The sequence below is a fragment of the Psychrobacter sp. KCTC 72983 genome (assembly GCF_014280455.1).
Classification (GTDB): Bacteria; Pseudomonadota; Gammaproteobacteria; order Pseudomonadales; family Moraxellaceae; genus Psychrobacter; species Psychrobacter pacificensis.
Window position 1 is genome coordinate 1220930 of sequence record NZ_CP060390.1, and the last position, 13573, is coordinate 1234502.

General features: G+C 42.7%; 12 protein-coding genes. 4 read left to right on the forward strand and 8 right to left on the reverse strand.

Annotated elements, in window-relative coordinates; genetic code table 11:
- The first annotated feature begins 52 nt into the window (after window positions 1-52).
- From PSBA01_RS05210 to PSBA01_RS05220, 3 genes are all read left to right on the forward strand, one after another.
- Window positions 53-979 (forward strand): IS30 family transposase, encoded by a 927-nt coding sequence (locus PSBA01_RS05210; protein ID WP_025643743.1) that lies wholly within the window; start codon window positions 53-55, stop codon window positions 977-979.
- A gap of 744 nt (window positions 980-1723) precedes the next feature.
- Complete coding sequence (locus tag PSBA01_RS05215; RefSeq protein WP_186475253.1) at window positions 1724-2392, forward strand: hypothetical protein; 669 nt, start codon at window positions 1724-1726, stop codon at window positions 2390-2392.
- 102 nt (window positions 2393-2494) lie between these two features.
- The gene (locus PSBA01_RS05220; RefSeq protein WP_186475254.1) at window positions 2495-2875 is read left to right on the forward strand and encodes a hypothetical protein; all 381 of its coding nucleotides are present in this window, start codon (window positions 2495-2497) and stop codon (window positions 2873-2875) included.
- A gap of 142 nt (window positions 2876-3017) precedes the next feature.
- On the opposite strand, the gene PSBA01_RS05225 is transcribed toward PSBA01_RS05220, so the two are convergent.
- The 7 genes from PSBA01_RS05225 to PSBA01_RS05255 all read right to left on the reverse strand — a co-directional run bounded on the left by PSBA01_RS05225 (window position 3018) and on the right by PSBA01_RS05255 (window position 9250).
- A complete protein-coding gene (locus PSBA01_RS05225) occupies window positions 3018-3329 on the reverse strand; it encodes a YqfO family protein (protein ID WP_186475255.1) in 312 nt (103 codons plus the stop codon).
- Window positions 3330-3363: 34 nt separating this feature from the next.
- On the reverse strand, window positions 3364-3999 hold the full coding sequence (locus PSBA01_RS05230) for a DNA-3-methyladenine glycosylase (protein WP_186475256.1): 636 nt from the start codon (window positions 3997-3999) through the stop codon (window positions 3364-3366).
- A gap of 292 nt (window positions 4000-4291) precedes the next feature.
- Entirely contained in the window at window positions 4292-4801 is a 510-nt protein-coding gene (locus PSBA01_RS05235; RefSeq protein WP_186475257.1) for a hypothetical protein, read from the reverse strand.
- A gap of 225 nt (window positions 4802-5026) precedes the next feature.
- A complete protein-coding gene (purC, locus tag PSBA01_RS05240; RefSeq protein ID WP_057757995.1) occupies window positions 5027-5740 on the reverse strand; it encodes a phosphoribosylaminoimidazolesuccinocarboxamide synthase in 714 nt (237 codons plus the stop codon).
- Between the two features lie 126 nt (window positions 5741-5866).
- Entirely contained in the window at window positions 5867-6217 is a 351-nt protein-coding gene (locus PSBA01_RS05245) for a hypothetical protein (protein ID WP_186475446.1), read from the reverse strand.
- A 101-nt stretch (window positions 6218-6318) separates the two neighbouring features.
- Window positions 6319-7224, reverse strand: coding sequence for a 4-hydroxy-tetrahydrodipicolinate synthase (gene dapA, locus PSBA01_RS05250; protein ID WP_071002526.1), 906 nt, complete (start codon window positions 7222-7224; stop codon window positions 6319-6321).
- A gap of 661 nt (window positions 7225-7885) precedes the next feature.
- Entirely contained in the window at window positions 7886-9250 is a 1365-nt protein-coding gene (locus PSBA01_RS05255) for a Do family serine endopeptidase (RefSeq protein WP_228724671.1), read from the reverse strand.
- Between the two features lie 1066 nt (window positions 9251-10316).
- On the opposite strand from PSBA01_RS05255, the gene PSBA01_RS05260 reads away from it, so the two are divergent.
- Window positions 10317-12626, forward strand: a complete 2310-nt coding sequence (locus tag PSBA01_RS05260; RefSeq protein ID WP_227674195.1) for a cation:proton antiporter — start codon at window positions 10317-10319, stop codon at window positions 12624-12626.
- A 155-nt stretch (window positions 12627-12781) separates the two neighbouring features.
- Here the strand turns inward: PSBA01_RS05260 and tmk are convergent, their stop codons facing one another.
- Complete coding sequence (gene tmk, locus PSBA01_RS05265; RefSeq protein ID WP_228724672.1) at window positions 12782-13414, reverse strand: dTMP kinase; 633 nt, start codon at window positions 13412-13414, stop codon at window positions 12782-12784.
- Window positions 13415-13573: the final 159 nt, after the last annotated feature.

A 13573-nucleotide genomic window follows, 5' to 3' on the forward strand; every position in this document is an offset into this window, starting at 1 on the left:
AGATGCGCTAGCATCAAAGTTTTTATCCACCGACCAAAGTGAGATTGCAACCATGAGCTATACACATCTAAGCCTAGGTGAACGATACCAGATTTATGCCCTTAAAGGGGCAAAACATAGTATTAATTTTATAGCGAGGGTGTTAAACAGAAGTCCCAGTACCATATCAAGAGAGCTTAGGCGTAATAAAAGCCTACGAGGTTACCGAGCAAAGCATGCTAATAACAAGGCTTGTGACAGACGGGCTAACAACGCCACAACTATTGTGACTGACCTCTGGGCATGGGTGACAGACAAGCTTAAAGAGAACTGGAGTCCTGAGCAAATATCTGGCGTTCATGCTGGTATCAGTCATATGAGCATTTATCGCTATATTTGGCGTGATAAGAGGCAGGGCGGTACATTGTGGCAGTGTCTCAGACGTAAAGGAAAACCATACCGGCAGCGTCTAACCGCTGAGACTCGAGGCCGTATCAATGACAGAGTCTCGATTCATGAGCGCCCTTGTATTGTTGAAGAACGCTCACGTATTGGAGATTGGGAAGCGGATACCGTTATCGGTCAGCATCACAAGCAAGCGATTGTCACGCTCGTTGAACGTAAAACGGGGCTGCTGAAGATGAAGCGTGTGGGTCATAAAACAGCACAGCAAGTATCAGAGGCAATGATAGAACTCTTAGCGCCAGTGAGGTTGCAGGTTAAGACCATTACCTCTGACAATGGTAAAGAGTTTGCTCAGCATAAGAAGGTGAAACAAAAGCTCTTTAGCCCTTTCTTCTTTGCCGATGCTTATGCGTCATGGCAGCGAGGAACCAACGAGAATACCAATGGCCTTATCAGAGAGTACTTGCCTAAGGGTTGTGACTTTAGACAAGTCTCTGATAATGAAATACAGGACATTGAGAACAAACTAAACAACAGACCAAGAAAACGATTAGGGTTTAAAACGCCTATGCAGGCGTTCTATAATATTAATTAGCGTTGCACTTGGTGTGTTAATCTAAGAAGAAAATAAAAAGCCGCATAATAAATTATGCGGCTTTTTTGTGTTAGGTAGATAATGATGTCAGTTAAATAATAGTTTAGATAGAGGTTTCTCATACCATATAAAACTGTTTAGCGTTTCCCAGACACGATAAAACCGCATAGCAATAAATTGTTATGCGGTTTTATTGTTAACTGTCCATGTTACCTATCACGACTGCTTTCTATGCATCCTTGCACAAATATTCAGTGATTGTGATACTGGGCATCCTGCCCTTATTACTGCATACAGCATCTAATCTTAACTGCTGCTATCAGCAATGGGTATGTGTCCTTACTTCAACTATTATTATCATCCTGATGCTAATAATTGAATCATTATCCTTAATGCGGCCAACTCAATCCTTGAGTCACACTCCCTAATGCCGTGTAACCATAATGCCTAACTCTCACTCTAATGTTAAGTCGCGTAAACGTCATTGCGTGTAAGCATATGCTTACAACGATTTAATTATTCTCAATAATTACAACTTATTAACGCAAATGACACTTAATATAAAGCTTTGTATCCTATGATAGATAATGTAAGAAAACATTTCTAAAAATACTTTTTTTAGTGATAGTAGCTCTTAATACCTATCTGAGTATGGCTGTATCAACATATTTTAGAACCTTCTACCTTTGACTTATATAAGCATTCTTATTGCAAACTCTCTGAAACCTTATAGGATATTGCCTCATGAAAACTCTAAAACCATTTTCCTTTAAGACAACCATATCTACTGGTCTTATCGTTGCTCTATTGGGTACCACTGTCGGTTGTGCTGTCGTTGGTCCTGGCTATGATAACCAGCCCATATATCGTGGCGATAATAATCGGCAGAACGATAGCTTCAACCGTGTCAGCCAGCAGCTACGTCAAGACTTACGCCGCCAAGGCTATCAAGTCATAGACATTCGCTCTGATAGCTATCGTGGCGATCGCGCAATGACAGCTTTTGCCAAAAAGAATAATCAGCTCTATGAGCTAACATATACTTATCCTTCTCTAAGACTCATCAGCTCAAATAAAAGATCATGGTCGAACAATTGGGAAGATAACAAGTATCAAAAAGACAGTGACCGCTATAAAAAAGATAAGCATAAAGATAATGGTAAATATAAGAACGACAAGCGCTATAAAAAAGGTGATATAGAGGACAGCATTAAAAGAGAGTCACGTTACCCAGCGATCAAGCGCCGTGCCATCAATAAAGTAAGATCTATGGGTTACCGTGTCGAAGATATCGATCTTGAAGAAAAAAACAAGCGTGGTGTCTTTGACATTGAGGCCAGACGCGGCTCGCAGGAGTATGAGATATTGCTTAGCTATCCAAATTTAGACGTTATTAACGTTAAAAAAGACTGATGACGCTGACACTACTGTCAGTAGAGCAGTTCTACATGCCCCTTTACTGAAATATTAGAAAACTATCTTTATCCAACGATAGTAGATTATGAGTACATTTTTATGAAAGCTTTATCATCTTCAACACTAAAGAATGTAGTGTCTGGCAGTATTGTCGCCACTTTATTAGCGGTAACTACTGGCTGTGTCACCACACCTGGCGGCTATAGTGTATATGACGATATCTATGGAGACGTCTACAAAGATAACAAAGATCATAAAAAGCACAAAGACAAGCATAAAAAAGCTGATAAAAACGTCTACTCAGCTGCTATCGAGCGTCGAGCTGCCAATAAAGTTAGCAGCATGGGATATCGTGTCAAAGATGTTAAATATAAAAAGGGCGACCGTAAAATCAAGGTCAAAGCTGAACGCGGTCGCGACGATTATAAAATCGAACTGGGCTATCCAAGCTACAATGTCATTAAGATTAAAAAGGATTAATCGATTATTAGGGTCTGATATTCACTGTTAATACTCAGTTGAAATATCAAAAAATTTATAACCAAATAAGTCATCAAGTGGCTTATTTGGTTTTTTTGTGAGAATTCCTACACTTAACAAGCTAATATTTTTCTAGATAAAACTAAAAATCCAAGACTTTTATCACATCATACGCTGGCGTTTCATACGGGTGCGCCTCTTTTAACGCGATGACAGCAGCAGTAATAAATGCGTCATCGACGACCATCTCTACTCGCCATTCATCGACCGTTTCTAAACTATCTTGCTTACCGATATGCGGCGCGCTACCTGCTAACGGCCTAAACTGCCCTATTCCTTGCACTTGCCAACAGCACTGTTCATAATCGCCAATCTTACCAGCACCAGCGGCAAATAAAGCGGACTTTACTTGCTCTAATGCCTCATCAGGAATAAAAACCGTCAACTTATACATGAACTTACCTCACAAAATAGATTTAAATCTCAATCTACCAGTTCTTAGATAAAGAAGGATGATCAGTCCATATATAGCGTAGTAGCCAGTCTTTAGCATCACCGGCATAATCAATACCGATACGCGGACGCACTGATACAGGTGGCTGGCAACCATCATCTTCGACCCAAACGCCTGAGTCTGGCGAGATCGGTTTGCCATATAAATCGCGAGTTATCTGCAAGCGCTTGGTCAGTTTACCTGGCCCTGCAAACTGCTTGGGGTGAGTCAGCTGCTTATTTGGACTGAGTTGTTGCTCATCAATCAAACGGTCACTATCATCGGTTAAAAATCCAGCGCGAATCAGCACCGATTCAGGCGACTCTACAGAGCCACTAACCAAATTTAGCATATGATGCACACCGTATGTCAAATAGACATAAAACACACCGCTTTGCTCATACATAATCTCTGTGCGCGCCGTCCGTGACCCTGCATGTGAATGGCAGGCGGGATCATCTTGACCAATATAGGCTTCGGTCTCAGAAATACGCATTCGCAAAACTTTTTCTGATCCGTCGCTATCTGTTAGCTGTCGACATATAACTTTACCAATCAAGTCAGCAGCGACCACACAGGTCGGACGCGTAAACCAAGCTAGCTCTAAAACAGTTGATAAAGCAGTAGACATTAGCGAAACCTTTTCTTATTTTTATGGTCTAATTGATATGAGTAAGTACTAACAAATTAGCATAAAAGTAAGATAAGGTATGGAGTACAGTGTTGGCGCTATGTTTGATTTTTTATACGAATTAAGTGATAGGCCTATGGCTGAAGAGTGATACTGTTGATAAATGGATATGAATTATAGTCTGTTATAAGTGGTTCTATTATAGCGGTCTGTTTTAAGTGGTTTGTTAATAGGTTTTTGGTGTGAAATAACTGGTTTCATTAGGGTATTCCAAATCAAGGCTAAAATCTATTTAAAATGCTTTAAAATTTAAACGCTCAAGATAGGCTTTACGACAAGGGCTAGAATCTGTCCAAGATACATGTACGAATAAATATTGAACTGTACCTTTATTTAATACAATGTCATCATCATTTTCTTTATTAATAATAAGACTATACTGATCATAGCAATATTCTTGACTATTAGAGTCTTCTGTAGGCATCTCTTTCCAAATTTTTTGGCTAGTAATATTTTGCATTAATCGATTAACAGTTGTTCGGGTCGGGTTTTCATAAACTTTGACTGCGGCCCTAACCATATCTTTTGATCTCTTAGTATTTCGATCTGCGAGAGGAAGCCCTTTAGTTACATAATCTAGTAATGAGGCAACTTCTTGCATTGACGGTCTATCTTCTCTGGATGGCGTTTCACCCCCGAATCCTATATAGCCGTCTGTGTAAAAAGTCCACCAAATTAGTGAAATAAATGATATTACCATTGTAATAAAAACAGTTTTTATAATAGAAACGATATTTTTCATTGTTTTATGCCAGTTCGATGCCTGTATAGCGCACCGATCACTAATAGAATATGTATGGTAAGTACACCATGAAGTACACCGCGCCTATCTTATTGAGTTAAAACCTTGATACTCTTAGCCCACAGCCAAAGATTTAAATACTCACTAAGGAACCATCACAAATATAATGCCATAAAAAAACTGAGCGCATGGCTCAGTTTTTATTTTATGCTAAGTATCTGATACTTATTTTAATGGCACACCAATACGGTCAGCCACTTCTTCATAAGCTTCAATCACATCACCTAATGACTGACGGAAACGGTCTTTATCCAGCTTTTTCTTGGTATTCTTATCCCAGATACGGCAGCCATCTGGTGAGAACTCATCACCTAATACGATACGGTCGTGGAATACGCCAAATTCTAATTTAAAATCAACTAAAATCAAATCACCCGCATCAAACAATGCTTTGAGTACATCGTTGACTTGATAGGTCAGCTCTTCCATCTTAGCCAATTGTTCTTTGGTCGCCCAGCCAAGAGATACAGAGAGCGACTCATTGACCATCGGATCACCTAGCGCATCATCTTTATAAAAAAGCTCATACGTTGGCGGTGTCAATGCTTGCCCTTCTTCTAAGCCCAAACGACGTACCAAGCTGCCAGCGGCAAAGTTACGCACCACGCACTCTACAGGAATCATATCCAAGCGCTTGACCAATACTTCGTCGTCAGACAATTGCTTTTCAAAATGCGTCTCGATGCCAGCATCAGACAATTTTTGCATGATAAAAGCATTAAAGCGGTTATTCACCACGCCTTTACGTGCCAGTTGTTCGATACGCTTACCATCGAGCGCTGAGGTATCATCACGGAAGTGTAAAATCAGAAGATCATTGTCTTCTGTTTCGTAGACAGATTTGGCTTTGCCTTTATACAGCAGTTGTTGCTTTTGCATTATGGGGGTTCCTGTTCGTTCAAGCTTATGTGGTAAAAACGCGCAGCGACCGCTGACTCTTATTACAATATCGATATTATTTTAATCAATAATCATAAAAATCGGCGGTACAAATGAAGAAAGAAATTAGTTTGAAGGGCTACTAACAGCACGCTGAGGCTTTGGCAACTGATACTGATTACCTGACTCATTCTGTAGTTTAAGCGTGTTCGCGCCCACATTAGGGGTTGGATACAAAGGCACGAAAGGCGCTGTTTCTTGAGCAGCCGGCAGCTCTATCGGTGCAAGCTTTTTGCTTTGTTGATAGTCTAAGCTGCCATTGTCGCGCTTTCCAAGCAGGCTCTTGGTCGCTTGGCAGCCGCTCAATACCAACGTACTACCCAAAACTAAGGTCAGTATTGCAGGAAGTAGTTTTGTCGTTTTTGATGATACTGTTTTTGATGATACTGTCATCATGTTGTCTCTCTGAGTTAGCAGTTATTGCTCATTTAGGCGATTGGCTTATCATGATAAATTGACTTGTTGCTCTCTTGAATATTAATCGTCAAGCAACAAGTCTTAAATCGCTGAAGATCAGGTTATAGTATGTTTGCTCGAACCAACGCTTCATCAATAGTCGCATGATGTTGCTCTGCCAACCAAACGAGTGGTAAGCGTATCCCTTTATCGATCATGCCCATTTTATGTAGCGCATACTTAGCTGGAATAGGACTTGACTCGATGAATAAGTCACGATGTAGATGTTTGACTACGTCATGAATCTGACTAGCCGTTTCAAAATCACCACGCAAGCCAGCAGCGAAAGTCTCGCTCATGGCTTTTGGCGCCACGTTGGCAGTCACTGAGATATTGCCTTTACCACCTACTTTTAGTAGATCAAGCGCTGTACCATCATCACCAGACAATACGACCATTCTGTCACCAACAGCTTTAATCAATTGCTCACCGCGACCAACAGAGCCTGTCGCATCTTTGATAGCAACGATATTGTCGATATCAGCAAGACGTTCGACCGTCTCTTGGGCAATATCGACGACCGTGCGACCCGGTACATTATAGAGCATCTGAGGAATATTGACGGCTTTAGCAATGGCTTGGTAATGTTGATATAAGCCTTCTTGTGGCGGCTTATTATAATAAGGGGCAACCAATAACGCACAGTCTGCACCAGCATCTGCTGCGTCTTGAGTCAGTTTAATCGCTTCTATGGTGTTGTTTGCACCAGTACCTGCGATGACTGGTACGCGACCTTTAACATGCTGGACAAAATAGCGAATGACATCGCTATGCTCTTGCATCGATAGGGTTGCCGACTCGCCAGTGGTGCCGACAGCAACGAGGCAATGCGTGCCCTGCTCGATCTGCCAGTCTATGAGGTCAGCCAGACGTTTATAATCAACTGTACCGTCAGGGTGCATGGGCGTTACCAAGGCTACCATTGAGCCTTGTAATCGGGTTTTGATCTCGTCGTATGCTGTGCTCATAACCGTGCCTTACTGTATTATCCTAGCTTTTATCAAAGCTGTCACATGATAGGTCGTTTGCAAGTGCCAAAAATTTATATACGTTGATAAACGCTAATGACCAACCCTTGCTTGATGTTAATGCTGAAATTTTATTTATTATCATAACGTTTACATTATAAATTACTGCGTATTAAAGTGAGTATTGGCATTATCGATGCCAGTGACCGCAAATACCTGTTGCGCCATAAAATATAATAATAAAAACGCCTGCTAGTGTAGCATATTTTGATTTGACCGCTATCAATCAATTGATGCTGCAATCATAAATCAAAGGTCAAAAAGAGGTTTTTGTATTACCAAAAACCATAAATATAAGCTCAGAGCTTTATCAATAAATACACGCTGAACTTAATAGCTAGTTTAGCGTAATGAATCAGCACTGATAAGTCTTTTGATTAATGTTAACGAATCGTCAACACATCGATGGTGGGACGATATAAGCGAAAAGGCAGGCCTCGCGTGCCTAACCGCTGCTGACGAATATTTAAATACATTATTTGCAGACTGATGCAATATCCGTTTGCGTATCTCTTATAGCGAGCGGTATTTATGATGAGCAATTATACTTTTCGGTGTTTTTCGGTATGCTGCTGCCCAAATCACTTCCTTATGGTTGTATCTATTCAATACGCAGACCAATAATAGCAGGGATGCCTTGTCGAATAATTTCTATCGTGACAACGCCTTTTTTGGGTAGGGATGAGATGGCGTCAGAGAAATCCTTTACGTTTTTAATAGGCTTTTGGTGAAAATTGGTAATGACATCACCTGCTAAGATCCCCGAGCGCGCGGCTAACCCTGTCGGATCAACCGTCGTGACCAACACCCCCGTTTTATTGTCTGTAGCAATCTCTGCTTGTTCATCTTTGGTCAAATCGCGCAAACGTAGGCCCAGTTGGACATCATCACTTTGCTGATCCCCACTTTGGGCTCTGACATCATTAGGTGCATAAGCAAGCTTACCTGTGATGGTTCTTTGCTTACCATTGCGCTGAATCTGTGCGCGAAATGGATCGCTTGGCTTTGCTCGGTTGAGCAGATTCAATAAGTCGGATGCTCGCATGATTTGTACATTATTGTACTGCAAGATAATGTCACCAGGTTTTAGACCTGCTTTTTGTGCTGGCGAGTCTGGAGAAACGCGGGTCAGCAAAGCGCCTTGTGGTTTATCCAATTTATAAGCTTCGGCCAGATTACGGTCAATATCTTGCGGATAGATACCCAAATATGCGCGAGCGACTTCACCGCTGGTCTTTAATTGCTCATAGATATCCATAGCAGCGTCAATTGGGATAGAGAATGATAGCCCCATGTAGCCGCCCGTCCCACTAAAGATACGCGAGTTGATACCAATCACCTCACCGCGCTGATTGAATAGAGGGCCACCTGAGTTGCCAGGGTTTAGCGCCACATCGGTTTGTATAAACGGCACACTGGTTTCGCGTGAGAAGCTGCGTGATTTGGCACTGACGATGCCAGCGGAGGCTGAATAATCAAAACCAAATGGTGAACCAATGGCTAGTACGGGCTCCCCTACTTTTAAGCTGTTTGAGTCGCCAATCGGTAGCGCGGGGAACTGAGTGCCTTCAACTTTTAGTACAGCCACATCTGAGCGCTCGTCGCTACCAATCAAGGTTGCATCAAGCTCGGTTCTATCATTAAGTGTGACGGTGATTTTGTCAGCGCCCTCGATGACGTGATGATTGGTCAGCATATAGCCATTAGAGGTAATAAAAAACCCCGTACCATAAGCATGCTCTATCGCTGGCGTGACTGCTCGATCAGGAATGCGCACCCGATCGCCAAAAAACTGCCGCAACACTTCAGCCGTTTGCGCCTTAGCAAGCTCAGCCTCACTGACTGTCTTGGTGACGTTGACGCGCGCCACTGCTGGCGTCACTTGTTGAACTAGGCCAGAGAAATCAGCCGTGGTTACAGCCGCATGTGCATTGCTCATTGTGGTGACATTAATACTAGCCACCATCGCCGTACTCACAGCGAGCGCCAGCGCACTGCGCTGTAACCAAAGTCGCATATCGACAGTGGTTCGTGATTTAAACATATTGATAGGCATATTGTCCTCCATATGAATGGTCATTATTATTGTTGGTAATTAGATGATGGTACTCGATAACGTCTTGCCTGACGCACATAACCCCAATCGTTATTGGTCAGCGTTCTTATATTTGCTTATATAGTGAATTCAGTATAAAAACGATACAGTGGGACTGGGATAAATTTTTCGCAGCATCGAGCAGCGTAGGCACAGCACGCAAGGAAAATTTAGACCAGTTCCACCTTGATATATAATGTATCTGTTTTATTTAGGATTGACTATATCGTTATACTCATATTACACGATGGTATTCGTGCTATGCATCGATTTCATATATGTTTTATCGCTAGGCTGATATAGTAACGATCATGTCAGCCCCGTTTTTATATTTATTTTAATCAAAACCAGGGTTGTTGGCTTTAGTAAACATAAACCCTCAGCGCCAATATACGGTCTCTGATTGACGTCATATTATTGTTGTTTTAGCGGCGTGCATGACCAACGTAGCTACTGTATGATGGACAAAACGTTATCTTGCCATTATTTACATAATGCAGGATAACCCAAGGCATGGTTATTTCATACTGACTTTGTACAATTTTGTGGCTGCGCGCTGATATCGTGGCAGGCTCTATATACATGTATATGAATCAAATCATGTTATGATAGCAAGCAAAACAAATCATAAAACAAACAAAAGTCAATTAGTAAAAATGCTATCGACTACTCGTTTATCAAGCTTGCTATCATCATCCCTGTTTTCCATCTTTTGCATTTTTAGACCACTGTTATTTGTCTAAGAATGCTTTTGCCCTTGCTACTTTATAGTGTATATATCATCTCAAGCTCATGTTGCGATTCATGATGGCTATCAATGTGATGACCCAGATATAATCAGTAATGATAACAATTGATCATAAACGAACGGTAGCGACTATCTTATAGCAGCTATGGATAGATATAAAATATGACAAGATTACAAAAGGATTAATTTATGGATACCGCCCTATTGCTATCCGGCGTGGTTGGGATTGGCATTGCCGCCCAATGGCTGGCTTGGTATTTGAAGCAACCGTCCATTTTATTTTTATTGCTCATTGGCATTATCATCGGACCAGTCCTGGGGGTGTTTGACCCTGATTTGGTATTAGGTGAGCTGATGTTCCCCTTTATCTCTTTGGGCGTGGCAATTATTCTATTTGAGGGCTCGCTAACGCTAGAGTTTGATGAGATCAAGCAGCATGGTACTGTGGTGCAAATGCTGGTCTCGATTGGTGTACTCATCACCATCGCTATCGTGGCGCTGTCGACTTATTTGCTATTCGATGTCGACCCATTGATTGCACTCCTGTTTGGTGCGCTGGTCTGCGTGACCGGTCCGACGGTCATTATGCCCCTGTTGCGTAGCGTACGCCCCAATAAAACCATCTCTAATATCCTAAAATGGGAAGGCATTATCATTGATCCAATCGGCGCAATTGCCGTGGTATTGGTCTATGAATATATCATCTCAGGCGGTGAAGCCAGTAGTATCTTGCTATTTGCCAAAATTGTCGTATTGGCAACGGCACTTGGTATGGCAGGCGCTTGGTTACTGGCGTTCCTCATGCGGCGCCATATGGTTCCTGAGTTTTTGCGCAATGTTTTTACCCTTGCATTCGTCTTGGTCTTGTTTTCGGTATCAAATCACTTGGAGCATGAATCAGGATTATTGACTGTGACCGTACTGGGTGTGGCTTTGGCAAACTGGCCAAAATTCCCACGCGAGACGATTCTAGAGTTCAATGAGTCTTTAACCGTTCTACTGATCTCTGTGCTATTTATTATTTTGGCCGCTCGTGTAGAGCTGGCAAGTTTATTGAGCGTAGGATTTGTAGGTCTGGTGCTCCTTGCTATTGTCATGTTTGTGGCGCGTCCATTATCAGTATGGGCGTCCTCCATCGGCTCCAACCTCAAAACCAATGAAAAGCTGATGATCAGCTGGATTGGCCCTCGCGGTATCGTCGCTGCTGCTATCTCATCCCTGTTTGCGATTCGTTTGCAAGAGTATGATATTCAAGGCGTTGAGCTGCTTGTACCATTGGTATTTATGGTCATCATCGGTACGGTAATGATTCAGGGTCTGGGCGCAAAGATGGTCGGCAACTTGCTGGGCGTACGTGAGCCTGAGACCAACGGTATTCTTATCGTCGGTTCAAACCCGATTGCCCTACTCATCGCTACCTCTCTTAAAGAGCAAGGCTTCGATGTCATCGTCGCGCATAATAACTATACCAATATCGCGCGCGCACGCATGAGTGGATTGCGTACTTATTTTGGCAACCCAATCTCTGATCACGCTGATCACCATCTTGATCTGATTGGTATTGGGCGTTTGTTTGCCATGAGTATGGACAAAGAGATGAATACCTTGTCTGAGATTCATTATCGTCATGAATTTGGCGAGCGTAAGCTATACCGTCTCAAGTTCAGTGATGAAAAAGTCAAAAGTGAGCGCGACGATAAACAGTCAAACTTCCATTCACAGTGGCTGTTTGGCAAAGATGTGACATATACCAAGCTTGCTAGTATGCTGTCCAAAAAAGCCCGCATCAAAATCACCAACATTACTGACAGCTATAGCTTTGAGCAGTATAAAGCGGATAACAAGCAGTTTGTGCCACTATATACCATAGACAAAGAAGGCAAGCTGCACGTCATCACTGATAAGTTCGAAGGTACGGTGCCTCGCGATCGCAAGCTTATCTCCTTAGTTGTGGATGATGAAGTACAGCCAAAACCAGTGGACGTAACACCAAAACAAGAGCAAGCGCGTATGGTCGCCGATGCCAACTTTGAGTCCAGCTCAAAAGCGCCTGAAAAGCGTAAAGAAAAAGAGCTGGGCAGCGATAACCTACAAAAACCAGCGCCAGAGGCACCAACTAATACGGCTCAAAATACTGAGCAAAGCGTCGCCAGTGCCCCTAATGCGAACAGCGCCATAGATAAGTCCAATACTGCGACAGTCGCGGCCGATGATAAGGCAGTAGCACCAAAAACAGAGGCTACCAACACAGCGAACACAGGTGTGATGACAGCAAACTCGACCGCGACCTCAAAGACTAAGCCGTCTAGTAATAGTAATGCCAATGGTAATGGCAACGCGCCTAAAAATAAAAAAGGAGCGCTTGATCCCAATCGTCTCCCTGACTCTGGTCAAGACAGTGCTACTCATTCGACTGCCAAAGCTGACACCGACGCTTCTGGCGCGGTTGGGAAAGAAGCCAAACAGAGTGAGCTGAATGACAAAAATAGTGATAAATAAACTCTATCGTTATTTAACCGCTAACGTCATAATTGGTTAAATAACAAACTGTCATCAATAAAAAGCCCCAGCGACATGCTGGGGCTTTTTATTTTTATCATATCTGCTTGATTATTAAATCTACTTACAAGATAAACATGCTCACTCAAATATGATTATTCAACATCAAATCTGTCTACGACTGCCTGCCATATTCGCGCGCTCACCTCATCAGTACTGCCTGACGCATCGATACGCTGGATACGTTCAGGATGCGAGCTTGCAAGTTGACTAAAACCGGTATGTACCCAAGTAAAAAACGCCATTGCCTGCTGCTCAAAGCGATCTGCTGCGCTGCGCTTATTGGCGCGTGCCATGCCCTCTGCTACAGGTAAATCAAGCCATAAAGTCAGCTCAGGCAACTGCGTCACAAACTGCTCGATCAGCGTCTCAATTTTGGTCAGCATCGCTTTATCGCCATGTCCGCGTCCAAAACCCTGATACGCAATAGTAGAGTCCGTAAACCTGTCACAAATAACCCATGTGCCACGTTGTAGCGCAGGCAGGATGACTTGCTGCATATGATCACAGCGTGCTGCAAATAATAATAAAAGCTCTGTATCATCCTCAATTTCAGTTGCAGGATCTAGCAATATATCGCGCAGTCGCTCAGCAAACGGACTACCACCCGGCTCGCGAGTACGAAGGTATTGAATACCATTTTTCTCTAGTTGCAAGCAGAGCTGCTCAATCGCCGTGGTTTTCCCGACGCCTTCCGTTCCTTCAAAACTAATAAACCGCCCTACAATAGGTGCGGTCGTCGTTTGTGAAGCATTTGATTTCGGTAGCGTGGACGATGCTGTACTCGTCTGTGCGGATGGCGCGTTGGTCTGTATAGATACTGACATGATATGACCTTATGTCATCGGTGAGCGCTATCGTTAGATTATAGCGCTCAATAAACGATA

Bases quoted from the DNA above. Each gene is read 5' to 3' on its own strand.
- PSBA01_RS05210 (WP_025643743.1), top strand. From the start codon at position 53: ATGAGCTATACACATCTAAGCCTAGGTGAACGATACCAGATTTATGCC.
- PSBA01_RS05215 (WP_186475253.1), top strand. From the start codon at position 1,724: ATGAAAACTCTAAAACCATTTTCCTTTAAGACAACCATATCTACTGGT.
- PSBA01_RS05220 (WP_186475254.1), top strand. From the start codon at position 2,495: ATGAAAGCTTTATCATCTTCAACACTAAAGAATGTAGTGTCTGGCAGT.
- PSBA01_RS05225 (WP_186475255.1), bottom strand. From the start codon at position 3,329: ATGTATAAGTTGACGGTTTTTATTCCTGATGAGGCATTAGAGCAAGTA.
- PSBA01_RS05230 (WP_186475256.1), bottom strand. From the start codon at position 3,999: ATGTCTACTGCTTTATCAACTGTTTTAGAGCTAGCTTGGTTTACGCGT.
- PSBA01_RS05235 (WP_186475257.1), bottom strand. From the start codon at position 4,801: ATGAAAAATATCGTTTCTATTATAAAAACTGTTTTTATTACAATGGTA.
- purC (WP_057757995.1), bottom strand. From the start codon at position 5,740: ATGCAAAAGCAACAACTGCTGTATAAAGGCAAAGCCAAATCTGTCTAC.
- dapA (WP_071002526.1), bottom strand. From the start codon at position 7,224: ATGAGCACAGCATACGACGAGATCAAAACCCGATTACAAGGCTCAATG.
- PSBA01_RS05255 (WP_228724671.1), bottom strand. From the start codon at position 9,250: ATGGTGGCTAGTATTAATGTCACCACAATGAGCAATGCACATGCGGCT.
- PSBA01_RS05260 (WP_227674195.1), top strand. From the start codon at position 10,317: ATGGATACCGCCCTATTGCTATCCGGCGTGGTTGGGATTGGCATTGCC.